Source organism: Streptomyces sp. NPDC039430 (assembly GCF_055639435.1).
This window is the reverse complement of record NZ_JBVKAK010000005.1, coordinates 1-15,026: the sequence shown is the minus strand read 5'-3', so window position 1 is coordinate 15,026 and position 15,026 is coordinate 1. Positions and strand designations below refer to the sequence as shown.

Below are 15,026 nucleotides of genomic sequence, written 5' to 3'. Positions count from 1 at the left end.
CCAGCCCGCGTACCGCAGAACCGCCGAGGGGTCCCGTGACCGTCCATCCCAGCCTTCAAAACTACGCCGATGCCTGGACCCACTCCATCGAAGCCATAGCCGAGCTGGTGCAGCCGCTCGTCGAGGGCGAATGGAACCGCCGCACACCGTGCCCCGGTTGGTCCGTACGAGACATCGTCTCGCATGTCATCGGCCTGGAATGCGAGATGCTCGGGGACCCGCGGCCCATCCATTCGCTGCCGCGCGACCTCTACCACGTACGGGACGACCACACCCGCTACATGGAGATGCAGGTCGACGTACGGCGCCACCACACCGCGCCGGAGATGACCTCCGAGCTGGAGTACACGATCATCCGCCGCAACCGGCAGCTGCGGAACGAGAACCGCTCCCCCGAGACGATGGTCCGCGCCCCGCTGGGCTCCGAGCAGACCCTCGAAGCCGCCATGCGCGCGCGGGCGTTCGACATCTGGGTGCACGAACAGGATCTGCGCACCGCGCTGAACAAGCCCGGCAACCTGGACTCACCGGGCGCGATCGTCACCCGCGACGCGCTGCTGGCCGCGCTGCCGAAGGTCGTCGCCAAGAAGGCGGGCGCGCCGCCGAACTCGGCGGTCGTCATCGATGTCAGCGGCCCGGTGGAGTTCCTCCGTACGGTCCGGGTGAACGCCGACGGACGTGGTTCGGTGGACGGGTCCCCCTCGCTCGGCCCCGTGGTGACGCTCGCGACGGACTGGGAGACGTACTTCCGGCTGGCGTGCGGACGGGTGCGGCCGGCGGCGGTGGCAGACCGCGTCAAGACCGACGGTGATCTCGACCTGGCCGAGGCGATTCTGCGGGAGTTCGCGGTCACGCCGTAGGGCCGGGCGCGGCGGCGAGACCACGGCACCGCGTCCCCGCCGGGCCGGCCCACGCCTGCGTCCGCGCCGGGCTCGGCGTCCGAGCCGCCCCCGCGTCTGTGGCTGCGTCCGACCGATCCCGCGCCCGCGCCCGCACCGCCCCTGCGGCCCTACGTACGGGACGTACGGGACTACGGGACGTACAGGCGTCAGGCCGGTACGTGCACTGCCTCCACCCGGCTCGCCACCAGCCGCTCGCGCTCCCGGCGCGCGGTGCGGTTCCGCAGCCGCAGGATCTGCACGACCCCGATCGCCTGGAGCACGAACACGGTCGAGAACGCGATCCGGTAGTTGTCGCCGGTCGCGTCCAGCAGGACGCCGACCGCGAACAGCGTCGTCATCGAGGCGGTGAAACCGCCCATGTTGACGATTCCGGAGGCCGTGCCCTGACGCTCCGGCGGGTTCGCGGGCCTGGCGAAGTCGAAACCGATCATCGACGCGGGACCGCACGCGCCCAGGACCGCGCAGAGCGTGATCAGCAGCCACATCGGGGCATGGTCGCCGGGGTACGCGATCGTCACCGCCCAGGCCAGCGCCGACGCCCCGACGGTCCCCAGGGCCAGCGGCGCCCTGGCCGCGTGGTGGCGGGCGATGACCTGCCCGTAGACCAGCCCGACGACCATGTTGGACAGCACGATCAGGGTGAGCAGTTCACCCGCGACGGCGCGGGACAGACCCTGCGCCTCGACGAGGAAGGGCATCCCCCATAGCAGCAGGAAGAACATCGCCGGGAACTGGGTGGTGAAGTGGACCCACATCCCCAGCCGGGTACCGGGTTCGCGCCAGGACGCGGCGATCTGCTTCCGTACGTACACGGCGCCCGCGTGCTCGGCGGGCGGCGGCTCATGGCCCTCCGGGTGGTCCTTGAGGAAGAGCAGCAGCAGGACGAGAACGAACACCCCGGCGAGCGCGCTGCCGGCGAAGGTCGTGGTCCAGCCGAGACCGTTCAGGGTGCGGGAGATGAGGAGGGTGGAGACGAGGTTGCCCGCCATCCCGAAGAGCGCGGCGACCTGGGCGATCATCGGCCCGCGCCGGGCCGGGAACCAGCGGGTGCCGAGCCGCAGCACGCTGATGAAGGTCATCGCGTCACCGCAGCCGAGGAGCGCGCGGGAGACGACGGCGGTGCCGTACGAGGGGGAGAGCGCGAAGCCGAGCTGCCCGAGGGTGAACAGCACGACGCCGATGGTCAGCACCTTCTTGGTGCCGAGCCGGTCGACCATCAGTCCGACGGGTATCTGCATGCCCGCGTAGACGAGCAGCTGAAGTATGGAGAACGTCGACAGGGCCGAGGCGTTGACTCCGAACCGGTCGGCGGCGTCGAGGCCGGCCACGCCCAGGCTCGTACGGAAGATGACGGCGACGAAGTAGACGGCGACGCCGATGCCCCATATCCAGGTGGCACGGCGCCCGCCGGGTGGATCGCCGGGGAGGGTGACCGAGGCGGCACTCACCGGGCCTCACCCCTGACCAGCACCTTGACCCGGCTGACATGCCGTCGCAGACACTGCGCCGCGCCGTCCGCGTCGCCGATTCTGATGGCGTCGAGCATCTCGGTGTGCTCGGTGATGTTCTTGGCGATGCGGTCGGGGTGCGCCTCCAGCACGGCGACGCCCATCCGCAGCTGACGGTCCCTGAGCTGGTCGTAGAGCTTGGAGAGGATCTCGTTGCCCGCGTGGCGCACGATCTCGGCGTGGAAGCACCGGTCGGCGACGGCGACGGCGGCGAGATCCCCGTCCTCGGCCAGCCGCCGCTGCTCCTCCAGCACCTCCTCCAGCCGCGCGATCAACCGCGCGGACGCCGGCACGGCCTTCCGCACGGCGAACTCCTCGACCAGCAGCCGGGTCTCGACGACATCCGCGATCTCCTGCGCGGAGACGGCGAGCACGAGGGCGCCCTTCTTCGGATAGAGCTTGATCAGCCCCTCGACCTCCAGCTTGAGCAACGCCTCCCGCACAGGCGTACGAGACACCCCGACGGCTTCGGCCAGCTCACCTTCGGTCAGCAGGGTGCCGCCTTCGTAACGGCGGCCGAGAACGGCTTCTTTGATGTGGCTGTACACACGGTCCGCGGCGGGCGGTTGCTTCACGGGAGCGGCAGGAGCGGGTGGCATGCGCACAGCTTAGATACAACAGAGGTGCAACAGCATCCGCCGTCCGGGATTCGGACACGGGTCACCCGGTCTCGTCGACGGGTGCGCGAATGTCTCGTGTGAACCGTTCAAGCAGTGGGTCACCGACGTCATCCCGGCAGTCCAGCGGAAGGGTTCCCGCACTCCCCGGACGTGACGTGAACCACGAAATCATTCTCCCGTCCCGTACATCCCTCCGATCCGCTCACGCGTCAAGCATTGGGGCCCTTTTCCCAGCACGGCCCCAGTCGGTGCTTTCCCTCGCATTCGCGGATTCGGAGCGTTTCTCTTGATACCCAGCCTCTCGGGCGCGCGCAGAGCCGCCGTGGTCTCCCTCACCGCCGGTGCCCTCATGGCCGTCTCGGCCCTGGCCTCACCCGCTCAGGCGGCCGCCGCGCCGTCCGTCAGCGCCAAGGGCGGGTTCCTGCTCAACAACGCGACCGGTGCGACGGTCTACAGCAAGACCGCCGACACCAGGCGCCAGATGGCCAGCACGACGAAGATCATGACCGCCGCCGTGGTGCTCAGCACCAAGGGCGTCGACCTCAACCGCAAGGTGACCGTCAAGCAGGCCTACCGCGACTACGTCGCCAAGGAGGGCGCGAGCACCGCGGATCTGCGGACCGGCGACAAGGTCACCGTGCGGCAGCTGCTGTACGGCACGCTGCTGCCTTCCGGCTGCGACGCGGCCTACGCCCTCGCCGACACCTTCGGCACCGGCTCCACCAACGCCGCCCGCACCAAGTCGTTCATCGCCAAGATGAACGCCAAGGCGACCGAACTCAAGCTCAAGAACACCAAGTTCGACTCCTTCGACGGCATATCGCAGGGCGGGAACAACTACACCACCCCGCGCGACCTCGCCAAGATCGCCCAGTACGCGATGAAGAACTCGCACTTCCGCGCGGTCGTGAAGGCCACCTCGTACAAGAGCACGGCCCCGACCAGTGCCGGCGGCACCCGCACCTACACCTGGTACCAGACGAACCAGCTGCTCGGCTCCTACAAGGGCGCCATCGGCATCAAGACCGGCACCGGCACGGCCGCGGGCCCCTGCCTGATCTTCGCCGCCACGCGCGGCAGCAAGACCCTCGTGGGCGTCATCCTGAACAGCTCCGACCGCTACAAGGACGCGGCGAAGCTGCTCGACTACGGCTTCGGCTCGTCGACCGCGAAGACGATGAAGCTGCGGTCGCTCCCGTCGGACGCGCAGCGCGACTGATCCGGGGCATGTGAGAGCGAGGGCCGTGCCGGGGAACGAGACTCCGGCCCGGCCCTCGTTCCGTACGCCGTGCCCGTAGCCCTCGTTCCGTACGCCGTGCCCGTACGCCCGTACAACCCAACAGCCCTCCCAGGACGTTCCGTAGATGGCCGCCTCGCGCAGAAAGCTCAAAGCGGCCTCACCGATTGCCCCACCGATACGGAGCGTTCCTTTGACCACCAGTCCCCGGGCCCGGCGCGCCGCGCACGCCACCGCCCTGATCGCCCTCACCGCCGGCGCCCTGCTGACGGTCACGACCCTGGCCGGCCCGGCCCAGGCGGCCACGGCTCCGTCCGCCGCCGCGTCGGCCGCCACCGCGTCGACCGTGACCTCGCCGGCCGCTCCCGCTCCGGCTGTCGCCGCCAAGGGCGCCCTCCTGGTGGACGACGAGACCGGCGCCACGGTCTTCGCGAAGGACGCGGACACCGGCCGCCGGATGGCGAGCACCACGAAGATCATGACCGCCGCCGTCGTACTCGACGCCAGGAACCTCGATCTCGACCGCGAGGTCACGGTCCAGCAGGCGTACCGCGACTACGTGGCGGCGAACGGTACGAGCACGGCCGACCTCCGCACCGGCGACCGGCTCACCGTCCGGCAACTGCTGTACGCCACGATGCTGCCCTCCGGCTCCGACGCCGCGTACGCCCTGGCCGACACGTACGGCACCGGCGCCACCAGCGAGGCGCGGACGGCGTCGTTCATCGCGCGGATGAACGCGAAGGCGGCGGAACTCGGGCTCGCCGACACCGTGTTCGCCTCCTTCGACGGCATCGGGACGGACACCACCACCCCGCGCGACCTCGCGAAGCTCGCCCAGCACGCGATGGACAACGCCACCTTCCGCACGATCGTCAAGGCCACCTCGTACAAGACCACGGCCCCGGCCACGAACGGCGGCACGCGCACCTACACCTGGTACAACACCAACCAGTTGCTCGGCTCCTACGCGGGCGTCATCGGCATCAAGACCGGCACGAGCACCCCGGCGGGCCTGTGCCTGGTCTTCGCGGCGACGCGCGGTGACAAGACGGTGGTCGGCGTCGTCCTGAACAGCACCAATCAGTACGCGGACGCGGCGGCGCTGCTGGACTACGGCTTCGGGACGTCGACGGCGAAGACGCTGAAGCTGCGACAGCTCCCGGCGGGGGCGCAGCGGGACTGATCGAAGGGTGAGGACCGAGGGGTAGTCGGGGTGGCCCGGTGCGCTTGATGGCGGGTGGGGGCCGCCCCTTGGGTTTCAGTGTCGCGGCTCCGGGTCGGGCATCAAGGGCGCTCCTTCGTCGCGTCGGCTGCGCCGATTCCGCTTCGCTCCACCCTTGACCCCCGCCCCTCCACCGCAAGTGCTGCTTTCAGGGGGGCGGCCCGGGGGGAGGGGTCCCCGGAGGGGATCCGTGGGTGGGGGCCGGTCCATTGCCGACCGCCGCCCGGTGGGTGGTCTGCGCAGCAGTGGTGTGGGGCGGCCCGGCCCCGGCTTGGCGGGTTGCCCCCGGTGGGTGGCTGGGATTCATGCCCCGCTGGTGAGGGTGTGTGGGTGGTGGGGTGGGTGTGACTCAGGGGGCGATGAGTGGGCCCCTGGGAGACCGTGATGTGCCGTGGAGCCAGGTGAAGTGGACACGGGACGCATCACCGGTCCGAGGACCCTCCAAAAGGCCCGCCAAACCGGGGCATAGGGGGCGGGTGGCCCTCTCGTCTGCCTCGGGCTGCAGAAGCAGCCGACAACGGGCCCTCACCAGCGGGGCATGCGCCCCAACTACCCGCCCACATCAGCTCGCTGAGCCGGTGCCGGGCCGCCCCACTCCACTGCCGCGCAGCCCCGCAGGGCCCACCGACCGGTGAGTCGGCAACCGGACCCCCGGGAACAAGGGAGCTTCCCCGGGGACCCCTCCCCCCGGGCCGCCCCCCCTCGAAGCTGCACTTGCGGTGCAGGGACGGGGGTCAAGGGTGGAGCGCAGCGGAATCGGCGCAGCCGACGCGACAAAGGAGCGCCCTTGACGCCCGACCCGGAGCCGCGAAACTGAAACCCAAGGGGCGGCCCCCACCCGCCATGCTCCATTCCGGGTCACCCCGACTACCCCATTGACCACCGGCACCAGCCTTACTTACTCAGGGAATTCCCCTCGACGTTTACTCCTCCATGTCGGCGTGGCTGTTCCAGTGACGTGCGGAGATATGCGCAATTCTGAGTCATGGACCGCGAGGAGCGCGGGCCATGGGGAACGTTCCTGCTGGAGGTAAAGAGTGTCAAGACAGCGTCTAAGGCTGGGAGTTCTCGCCGTCGCGGCCCTGGTTCTATCGGGTCCTTCGGTTGCTCCGACCGCTGCGTTAACCCCCCGGCCGGTCGGCACGAGCGTCTATGAGCAGACCGTCCGGACCGTCCGGACCGTCCAAGGAATTCCGGCGGCCGACGAGGACCCCGGCTTCGCCAAGAGGCGCCAAGAGGCCCAGGCGAAGGGGCTCATCGACGCCGACGGCAGGGTCCCCGGAAGTCAGCGCCTGGGGATCCGGGCATGGCCGCACGATGACACGGGATACCGCATCCAGCCTCGGGACCTGGCGTTCCTCGGGCTGACGCGGCAGCAAGTCGGCTGGTGGCGCCACTACCAGGCACCGTTGGGTACGACTCCCAAGCAGTTCAAGGACATGTCGTCGTCCCTGTCCAGGGTCCTGTGCTCCGCATGTGAGCGTCCCCAGGACTACGACGTGCGGCTCCAGGGGTCATGGGCGTTCTTCTTCTCGGGCCGCCACAAGAACTTCCCGACCGAGCGGGACTTGGCAGGGCAGCCCCTGGCGCTGGAGAGGTTCCGGCAGTGGATGGGTTCCACACCTCCGAGCGAGCGCCCGGCACGCCGTCCATTCGAATCGCTGTACAAACTGGGGGCGCTCGATGAGAACGGGCGGCCCGTCGGGCCCAGCGACGGCGACTTTCAGATCTCCTCCGATGTGATGGTGGCCAAGGCCCGGCAGAAATGGGATGAGCTGAGGGACGCGGGAAAGCTCACCGATGAAGATATCCGAAAGGGTTTCATTCATCAGAAGTACAGTTTCGTCAACCGGACGGCGGTTCGAGAGGCATTCCCGGATCTTGAGAAGTGGGCGACCATGTGGGAGGAGCGATTGGGGCGTCCCGTCTCTCCTTCACTGTTCCCCAGCTCTGGACCTCCCGACAAGTCCCAGGTGGGGACTGGGGTGTCCACTCATTTCCGGAACTCCGACTGGGTGGTAACGGTCTCGTCGAAACGCTGATTCCGTTCCGGTCCGGCGGGAGACGACCGCGAGGACCGAAGAGCCCCACGGCCGTGTGCGCGCCGTGGGGCTCCGTCGTCGGGGCGCCGCGGCCCCGGGGTGCTACGCCCAGGTGATCAGGCGCTTCGGCTGTTCCAGGATCGCGGCGATGTCCGCCAGGACCTGGGAGCCCAGTGCGCCGTCGACCAGGCGGTGGTCGAACGACAGCGCCAGCGTGGTGACCTGACGGGGCTTCACCTTGCCCTTGTGGACCCACGGCTGGGGCTTGATCGCGCCGACCGCGAGGATCGCGGACTCGCCCGGGTTGAGGATCGGCGTACCGGTGTCGACGCCGAAGACACCGACGTTGGTGATCGTCACCGTGCCGCCCTGCATGGCCGCCGGGGTCGTCCTGCCCTCGCGGGCCGTGGACACCAGCTCCCCCAGCGCTTCGGCCAGTCGGGGCAGCGTCTTGTCCTGCGCGTCCTTGATGTTCGGGACGATCAGACCGCGCGGGGTCGCCGCCGCGATGCCCAGGTTCACGTAGTGCTTGAGGACGATCTCCTGATTCACCTCGTCCCAGGCCGCGTTGACCTCGGGGTTGCGCTTGATCGCGACCAGCAGCGCCTTGGCGATGAGGAGCAGCGGGTTGACCCGCAGGCCCGCCATGTCCTTGTCGGACTTCAGCTCCTCGACCAGCTTCATCGTGCGCGTCACGTCGACGGTGATGAACTCCGTGACGTGCGGCGCGGTGAAGGCGCTGCCGACCATGGCCGCCGCCGTGGCCTTCCGTACGCCCTTGATCGGGATACGGGTCTCCCGGCCGGCCGCCACGCCGGCCGTCTGGGCCGCCGCCGTCGCCGGCTCGGCGACCGGCTCCGGGACGGAAGCCGGGGCGGGAGCCACGACCGCCGGTTCGGTGGCCGTGGCGGGAGCCGTCGCCGCGTGGACGTCCTCGCGCGTGATGATCCCGCCCGGACCCGTCGGCGTGATCGTCGCCAGGTCCACGCCGAGGTCCTTGGCGAGCTTGCGTACGGGAGGCTTGGCCAGCGGACGGGACAGCGGGGGGGCGCCCGCGTGCCCGTTCATCTCCGCCTGGATGGCGGCGGTCGCGGTCTGTGCGGCCGTCGCCTGCTCCGGCACCGAGGCACCCGGAGCGCCCTTGCGCGCGCGCCGCTTGGTGGACGCCTCGGCGACCCCGTATCCGACGAGCACCGGCGTACGCCCCGCGGGTTCCGCCGGTTCCGCGGGCTCGGCCGCCGCGGCAGGAGCAGGGGCGGCGGGCGCCGGCTCCCCGCTGCCCGGTGCCACGTCCACCGTGATGATGGACGCGCCGACATCGACCGTCGTGCCCTCCTCGAAGCGCAGCTCGTGCACCACTCCTTCGTACGGAATGGGCAGCTCGACGGCCGCCTTCGCGGTCTCGACCTCGCAGACCACCTGGCCGTCCGTGACGGAATCGCCCGGCTGTACGTACCACTTGAGGATCTCGGCCTCGGTGAGCCCCTCGCCCACATCGGGCATCTTGAACTCGCGGTAGCGAGCCGAGGCGCCGGAAGCGGTGGAAGTGTCAGCAGTCATGGTCACGGCACTCCTCAGTACGCGAGCGAGCGGTCGACGGCGTCGAGCACCCTGTCCAGGCCCGGGAGGTACTCGTCCTCCAGCCTGGCCGGCGGATACGGCGCGTGGTAGCCGCCGACCCGCAGCACCGGGGCCTCCAGGTGGTAGAAGCACCGCTCCGTGAGGCGCGCGGCGATCTCCGCGCCGGAGCCGTAGAAGACCGGAGCCTCGTGCACCACGACCAGTCGGCGCGTCTTCTCCACCGACGTCTGGATGGTGTCGAAGTCGATCGGGGACATCGACCGGAGATCGACGACCTCCAGCGACTTGCCCTCCTCCTCGGCCGCCGCGGCGGCCTCCAGACAGACCTTCACCATCGGGCCGTACGCCGCGAGCGTCAGGTCCGTGCCCGCCCTGGCGACCCGCGCACCGTGCAGCGGGCCGGGGATGGCCTCGACGTTGACCTCGCCCTTGTCCCAGTAGCGCCGCTTCGGCTCGAAGAAGATCACCGGGTCGTCGCTCTGGATGGCCTGCTGCATCATCCAGTACGCGTCCGACGCCGTGGACGGCGAGACGATCTTCAGACCCGCGACATGCGCGAAGAGCGCCTCGGGGGACTCGCTGTGGTGCTCGACCGCGCCGATACCGCCGCCGTACGGGATACGGATCACGACGGGCAGCTTGATCTTGCCCAGCGAGCGGGCGTGCATCTTCGCGAGCTGCGTGACGATCTGGTCGTAGGCGGGGAAGACGAAACCGTCGAACTGGATCTCCGCCACCGGCCGGTAGCCGCGCAGCGCGAGACCGATGGCCGTGCCGATGATGCCCGACTCGGCGAGCGGGGTGTCGATGACACGGTCCTCGCCGAAGTCCTTCTGCAGACCGTCCGTGACCCGGAAGACGCCGCCGAGCTTGCCGACGTCCTCGCCCATGATCAGGACCTTGGGGTCGGTCTCCAGCGCCTTGCGGAGCGACTCGTTGATCGCCTTGGCGATCGGGAGCTTCTGTACGGCCATGGCTACTTGCCCTCCCCGGCGGAACCGCTCTGGGTGTCCTCGAACGATGCCTGGTACGCGGCGAACTGTGCGCGCTCCTCATCGACGAGCGCGTGCCCGTCGGCGTAGACATGGTCGAAGATCGCCATGGGGTCCGGGTCGGGCATGGCCCGTACTACCTCTCGTACCCGCTTTCCGAGCGTCTCGCTCTCCTCGTCCAGAGCCGTGAAGAACGCCTCGTCGGCATGGCCCTCCCGCTCCAGGTAGCGGCGCAGCCGCAGGATCGGGTCCTTGGCCTCCCAGGCCTCCCGCTCCTCGTCCGCGCGGTACTTGGTGGGGTCGTCGGAGGTGGTGTGCGCGCCCATCCGGTACGTGAAGGCCTCGACCAGCATGGGGCCCTCGCCCCGGCGGGCCCGCTCCAGCGCGGATCGGGTCACGGCGAGACAGGCCAGTACGTCATTGCCGTCGACCCGGACGCCGGGGAAGCCGTACCCCTGTGCGCGCTGGTAGAGCGGCACCCGGGTCTGCTTCTCGGTCGGCTCGGAGATCGCCCACTGGTTGTTCTGGCAGAAGAAGACCACCGGCGCGTTGTAGACCGCGGCGAAGGTGAACGACTCGGCGACATCGCCCTGGCTGGAGGCGCCGTCCCCGAAGTACGCCATCACGGCCATGTCCGCGCCGTCCTTGGCGACGCCCATGGCGTAGCCGGTGGCGTGCAGCGTCTGGGAGCCGATGACGATGGTGTAGAGGTGGAAGTTGTTGCTGCTGGGGTCCCAGCCTCCGTGGTTCACACCACGGAACATGCCCAGCAGGTTCGTCGGGTCGACGCCGCGGCACCAGGCCACGCCGTGCTCACGGTAGGTCGGGAAGACATAGTCGTCGTCGCGCAGCGCGCGACCCGAGCCGATCTGCGCGGCCTCCTGGCCCAGCAGTGAGGCCCACAGCCCCAGCTCGCCCTGGCGCTGGAGCGCCGTGGCCTCGGCGTCGAAGCGGCGGGTCAGGACCATGTCCCGGTACAGCCCGCGCAGTTCCTCCGAGGTCAGGTCGATCCGGTAGTCCGGGTGCTCGACCCGCTCGCCCTCAGGGCTGAGCAGTTGTACGAGCTGTGGCTCGGTACTCGAACTCTGCGCCTGCGACGTACTCTTGGCGCTTGCGCGCTTGGTGCCGCTGCTGCGTCGCGGTTTGCGAGCGGCAGTGCTCTCCACGGTCACGTGCGTGCTCCTCCGTCTGTCCGGCCCCCGGGATCCGCCGGGAACCAGTGCGGCTCGCCTGTTTCCGTCGCGCGCACGGGGGTGGGTGCGACCCGACTGGAACAGACGTGACAGGTGCCCCGGCGAGCGCACTGTCATAGGCACGTTACCCAGTGGGTGGCACTCCTGCGAAACCCCATCTGACCTGCAATTTTGCTTGGATTTCCAAGTAAATTGACAAAATCTCTAACAACCACTGGTCACAGCCTTGCGGGCTGCCGGAACAACGGCACGTTATCCCGCTGATCCACGGCAGGGAAGGGGTGAATGTGTGAGACTGGATTCTGTGTACAAGGACGGAAAAATTACTGTATTTCTCGTCGACGACCACGAAGTCGTCCGCAGGGGCGTCTACGAGCTTTTGTCCGTCGAGGATGACATCGAGGTCGTGGGAGAAGCGGGTACGGCGGCCGACGCCACGGCCAGGATTCCGGCGGCCCGGCCCGATGTGGCCGTCCTGGATGTCCGGCTGCCGGACGGCAGCGGCGTGGAGGTCTGCCGGGAGATCCGCTCGCGGGACGAGTCCATCAAGTGCCTGATGCTCACCTCGTTCGCCGACGACGAGGCGCTCTTCGACGCGATCATGGCCGGGGCCTCGGGTTACGTACTCAAGGCCATCCGCGGGAACGAGCTGCTGACGGCGGTACGGGACGTGGCGGCGGGGCGGTCGCTGCTCGACCCGGAGGCGACGGCGCGGGTGCTGGAGCGGCTGCGTACGGGCAACAGCCCGAAGGACGACAAGCTGGCCGGCCTCACCGACCAGGAGCGCAGGATCCTGAATCTGATCGGCGAGGGCATGACCAACCGCGCGATCGGCGAGGAGCTGCATCTCGCCGAGAAGACGATCAAGAACTATGTCTCCAGTCTGCTCTCCAAGCTGGGGATGGAGCGCCGGTCGCAGGCCGCCGCGTATGTGGCGCGGCTCCAGGCGGAGAGGCCCTGACGGGAAAACCCCGGCCGGGAAACCCTGACGGAGAAGCCCTGGACCGGGCGGACGAGGCCGTCCGTACCGCGTCGGGCCCGGTCCTAATCGGGACCTACGTCCCGCGCATACAGGGCCGCCTCCTCTGTTGGCGAGGTCTTCGGTAACGGACAGTGGACGACATGTTCACCGAGGAACTCCGAGCCATCGATCTGCTCAGCCGGGTGCCGTACGGGCGGGTGGCGACGAGTATGCGCGCGATGCCGTTCGTGGCACCCGCCCGCCATGTCGTGGCCTGCGGATCCGTACTGCTGCGCATGCACGCGGGCCTCGGCTACCACCGGGCGTGCGGCGGCGGCGTGGTGGCGTACGGCGCGGACAACTTCAGCAGTGACGAGGCGGACCGGTGGTCGGTGGAGTTCACCGGCACCGCGGAGATCATCGAGCCGACGGCCCCCGAGGTGGAAATGTTCGGCACGGGCCCCCACCGCGTGGACGGTGAACCATTCGATCCGGTGTATATGCGGCTTACACCCCAGTTCGTAACCGTACATACGCTCGACTATTCCGTGGAGCGACGAAGCCAACACGTTGCGTGATCTAACATCTGACAAGTGCCGCGCTCATATGAAATCGCCGCACCTGCTGCGACAGCCGTGATTCCCATTCCCGCGCCTCCCGCCGCTCGTGCACCTCGTACCGTGCTTCCTCCCGTACATCCCTCCGCACCACCGCACCCGTCCGCACCACCGCACCCTTCCGCCCCGCTCCACCCGCCGGCCCCGCCTCACCCCTCGGCTCCGCTGCACTCCACCCTCCCGCTCCACGCCCCCGCTCCACCGGTCCGTACGCTCCTCCGCCGCTACCGGAACGCGGGCGAGCCGCTCTCCTGCGAACCCGTCGCCCAAGGGCTGCTCAACCGCGGCTACCGGCTCCGCACCACCCGGGGCGCCTACTTCCTCAAGCACCACCTGGACGGCGACCGCGACACCATCGACCGTCAGCACCGCGCCACCCAGCGGCTCCAGACGCTCGGCGTGCCCGTCGCGCCGCCCGTCGAGAGCGCCGACGGCGACACCGTCGCGGTCATCGGCGGCCACTGCTACGCCCTGCACCCGTGGATCGACGGACGCCATCGCGACGGCTCGCAGCTGACCGCCCTCGGGTCGGGGCACCTCGGCGGGCTTCTCGGGCTGGTGCACACCCGTCTGGAGCGGGTGATGGAGCCGGAGCCGCCGGCGCTCGCGTACGACAGCCCCGACCCCGCCGACACCTTCGACCTCATCGACGAGCTGCTCTCCCTGGCCCGCGGCCGTACCCGCAGGGACGTCTTCGACGCACTGGCCGAACACCGCCTCATGGAGCGCCGGGACCTGCTGGAACGCCACGCCCACCGCAGGCCGCTCCCCGGCGCGGAACCGGCCACGGGCTGGGTGCACGGCGACTTCCACCCGCTGAATCTGCTCTACCGGGGCGACGATCCGGTCGCGATCATCGACTGGGACCGGCTCGGCGTACAGCCGCGCGCCGAGGAGGCGGTACGGGCCGCGGCGATCTTCTTCGTCCGGCCGACGGGCGAGCTGGAGCTGACGAAGGTACGGGCGTACGCGCGCGCCTACCGCCGGGCGGCCGGCGCCCGCGCCTCCGAACTGGCCGCGGCCGTGCACCGGGTGTGGTGGGAGCGGCTCAACGACTTCTGGATACTGCGCTGGCGCTACCAGCTGGACGACCGAAGGGCCGACCCGCTGTTCGCAGCGGTGTCGGCCCTCGCGGTGTGGTGGACGCGGGAGTACGAGGCGGTGCGCGAGGCCTTCGCCGGCTGATCCCGGCTCAGGGAGCGGCGGCCGGACCGCCGGACGCCAGGAGCGGCGGGCCGGACCTCAGGAGCCTCAGGAGCGGCGCGCGGCCCGACCGCGTGCCGCCCGCCGGTCGGGCGGGGTGCCTCGGGCCAGGAAGGCGTACCTCCGGTCAGGAGGGGGTGCCTCCGGTCAGGACGTGGTGCCTCCGGCGCCGGGGTCGCCGTTCGTGCCGCTCCCGCCGGGCGCGCCGTTGTTGCCCGCCGTCGTGCCCACGGTGGCGCCGCCGTCGGACGTACCGCCGTCGGCGGTTCCCCCGTCCGTCGTACCGCCGTCCGTCGTGCCTCCGTCCGTCGTACCGCCGTCGGAGGTGCCTCCGTCCGACGTGCCCGTGCTCGACCCTCCGTTGCTGGAGCCCGTCGAACCCGTCTCCGGAGGAGGCGGCGGGCTCTCACTCGACGCGTCGGACTCGCTCGGCGTCTCCGACGGAGACTCTTCCGGCGTGTAGCTCGGCTGGTGGTTGCCCCCTGTGGAGGTGTCGGGCTCCGTGGTGTCCTCGTCCTGGGAGTCCGAGGGGGAGGGCGAGTCGCTCGGTGTGGACTCGCTCGTGCTGCTCGACGGTTTGTTCTCCGTCTTGTCGCCGGTGCCGTTCGTATCGCCCATGCCCTGGAGCGCGTAGGCCACCCCGGCGACGATCGCGATGACCGCGAGGGCGACGAAGATCCACATCTTGCCGCGGCCACCGCCGTTCTGGTGCCCGCCGTCGTACCCGCCGTCGTCCGGGTTCCTCGGCGGCAGGATCGGACCCTGCGAGGTGTCACCGTGCGGCGGATGCCCCAGCGCGGCCGTCGCGGCCATACCCATCGCCGGAGTGTTACCGCCCATATGCGGCTCCACCACCCCGGTGTTCCAGGTACCCGTATGACTCCCGTGCTGCTGCAGCATCTGCATGCCGTACTGGATCAGCCCGCGCATCTCCTCCGCACTCTG

At 69.7% G+C, this 15,026-nt stretch carries 12 protein-coding genes and 1 pseudogene; 7 read left to right on the top strand and 6 right to left on the bottom strand.

Going from position 1 to position 15,026, the window contains the following annotated elements; all coding sequences use genetic code 11:
* Positions 1-35: 35 nt before the first annotated feature.
* Positions 36-860: a maleylpyruvate isomerase family mycothiol-dependent enzyme gene (locus ACZ7LS_RS14395; RefSeq protein ID WP_382675084.1), complete on the top strand. Its 825-nt coding sequence runs from the start codon at positions 36-38 to the stop codon at positions 858-860.
* Positions 861-1,048: 188 nt separating this feature from the next.
* On the opposite strand, the gene ACZ7LS_RS14390 is transcribed toward ACZ7LS_RS14395, so the two are convergent.
* On the bottom strand, positions 1,049-2,350 hold the full coding sequence (locus ACZ7LS_RS14390) for an MFS transporter (protein ID WP_382528272.1): 1,302 nt from the start codon (positions 2,348-2,350) through the stop codon (positions 1,049-1,051).
* Positions 2,347-3,009 (bottom strand): GntR family transcriptional regulator, encoded by a 663-nt coding sequence (locus tag ACZ7LS_RS14385; protein ID WP_382528275.1) that lies wholly within the window; start codon positions 3,007-3,009, stop codon positions 2,347-2,349. The genes ACZ7LS_RS14390 and ACZ7LS_RS14385 overlap by 4 nt, the downstream gene beginning before the upstream one ends.
* A gap of 370 nt (positions 3,010-3,379) precedes the next feature.
* Between ACZ7LS_RS14385 and ACZ7LS_RS14380 the strand changes: the two genes are divergently transcribed.
* From ACZ7LS_RS14380 to ACZ7LS_RS14370, 3 genes are all read left to right on the top strand, one after another.
* On the top strand, positions 3,380-4,249 hold the full coding sequence (locus ACZ7LS_RS14380) for a D-alanyl-D-alanine carboxypeptidase family protein (RefSeq protein WP_382528308.1): 870 nt from the start codon (positions 3,380-3,382) through the stop codon (positions 4,247-4,249).
* A gap of 211 nt (positions 4,250-4,460) precedes the next feature.
* Positions 4,461-5,453 (top strand): D-alanyl-D-alanine carboxypeptidase family protein, encoded by a 993-nt coding sequence (locus tag ACZ7LS_RS14375; protein ID WP_382528278.1) that lies wholly within the window; start codon positions 4,461-4,463, stop codon positions 5,451-5,453.
* A 1,076-nt stretch (positions 5,454-6,529) separates the two neighbouring features.
* A complete protein-coding gene (locus ACZ7LS_RS14370; RefSeq protein WP_382675090.1) occupies positions 6,530-7,534 on the top strand; it encodes a hypothetical protein in 1,005 nt (334 codons plus the stop codon).
* 102 nt (positions 7,535-7,636) lie between these two features.
* On the opposite strand, the gene ACZ7LS_RS14365 is transcribed toward ACZ7LS_RS14370, so the two are convergent.
* Genes ACZ7LS_RS14365 through pdhA form a run of 3 tightly spaced genes read right to left on the bottom strand, consistent with a single transcriptional unit; the run spans position 7,637 to position 11,279 of the window.
* Positions 7,637-9,094: a dihydrolipoamide acetyltransferase family protein gene (locus ACZ7LS_RS14365; protein WP_382675093.1), complete on the bottom strand. Its 1,458-nt coding sequence runs from the start codon at positions 9,092-9,094 to the stop codon at positions 7,637-7,639.
* Positions 9,095-9,108: 14 nt separating this feature from the next.
* A complete protein-coding gene (locus tag ACZ7LS_RS14360; RefSeq protein ID WP_382528286.1) occupies positions 9,109-10,089 on the bottom strand; it encodes an alpha-ketoacid dehydrogenase subunit beta in 981 nt (326 codons plus the stop codon).
* 2 nt (positions 10,090-10,091) lie between these two features.
* Positions 10,092-11,279, bottom strand: coding sequence for a pyruvate dehydrogenase (acetyl-transferring) E1 component subunit alpha (gene pdhA, locus ACZ7LS_RS14355; RefSeq protein ID WP_382528289.1), 1,188 nt, complete (start codon positions 11,277-11,279; stop codon positions 10,092-10,094).
* A 325-nt stretch (positions 11,280-11,604) separates the two neighbouring features.
* Between pdhA and ACZ7LS_RS14350 the strand changes: the two genes are divergently transcribed.
* The 3 genes from ACZ7LS_RS14350 to ACZ7LS_RS14340 all read left to right on the top strand — a co-directional run bounded on the left by ACZ7LS_RS14350 (position 11,605) and on the right by ACZ7LS_RS14340 (position 14,063).
* Positions 11,605-12,261, top strand: a complete 657-nt coding sequence (locus ACZ7LS_RS14350; RefSeq protein WP_382528311.1) for a response regulator — start codon at positions 11,605-11,607, stop codon at positions 12,259-12,261.
* A 161-nt stretch (positions 12,262-12,422) separates the two neighbouring features.
* Entirely contained in the window at positions 12,423-12,839 is a 417-nt protein-coding gene (locus ACZ7LS_RS14345; RefSeq protein WP_382528292.1) for a pyridoxamine 5'-phosphate oxidase family protein, read from the top strand.
* Between the two features lie 204 nt (positions 12,840-13,043).
* Positions 13,044-14,063 carry a phosphotransferase gene (locus ACZ7LS_RS14340; RefSeq protein ID WP_382528314.1) on the top strand — a complete coding sequence of 340 codons (1,020 nt, stop codon included), beginning with the start codon at positions 13,044-13,046 and terminating at the stop codon, positions 14,061-14,063.
* 165 nt (positions 14,064-14,228) lie between these two features.
* On the opposite strand, the pseudogene ACZ7LS_RS14335 reads toward ACZ7LS_RS14340, so the two are convergent.
* Positions 14,229-15,026 (bottom strand): annotated as a pseudogene (locus ACZ7LS_RS14335) (serine/threonine protein kinase); the annotation flags it as partial.

What these genes read in the sequence shown, in the direction of transcription:
- ACZ7LS_RS14365 (WP_382675093.1), bottom strand. Translation starts at nt 9,094, where the DNA reads ATGACTGCTGACACTTCCACCGCTTCCGGCGCCTCGGCTCGCTACCGC.
- ACZ7LS_RS14385 (WP_382528275.1), bottom strand. Translation starts at nt 3,009, where the DNA reads ATGCCACCCGCTCCTGCCGCTCCCGTGAAGCAACCGCCCGCCGCGGAC.
- ACZ7LS_RS14360 (WP_382528286.1), bottom strand. Translation starts at nt 10,089, where the DNA reads ATGGCCGTACAGAAGCTCCCGATCGCCAAGGCGATCAACGAGTCGCTC.
- ACZ7LS_RS14380 (WP_382528308.1), top strand. Translation starts at nt 3,380, where the DNA reads ATGGCCGTCTCGGCCCTGGCCTCACCCGCTCAGGCGGCCGCCGCGCCG.
- ACZ7LS_RS14345 (WP_382528292.1), top strand. Translation starts at nt 12,423, where the DNA reads ATGTTCACCGAGGAACTCCGAGCCATCGATCTGCTCAGCCGGGTGCCG.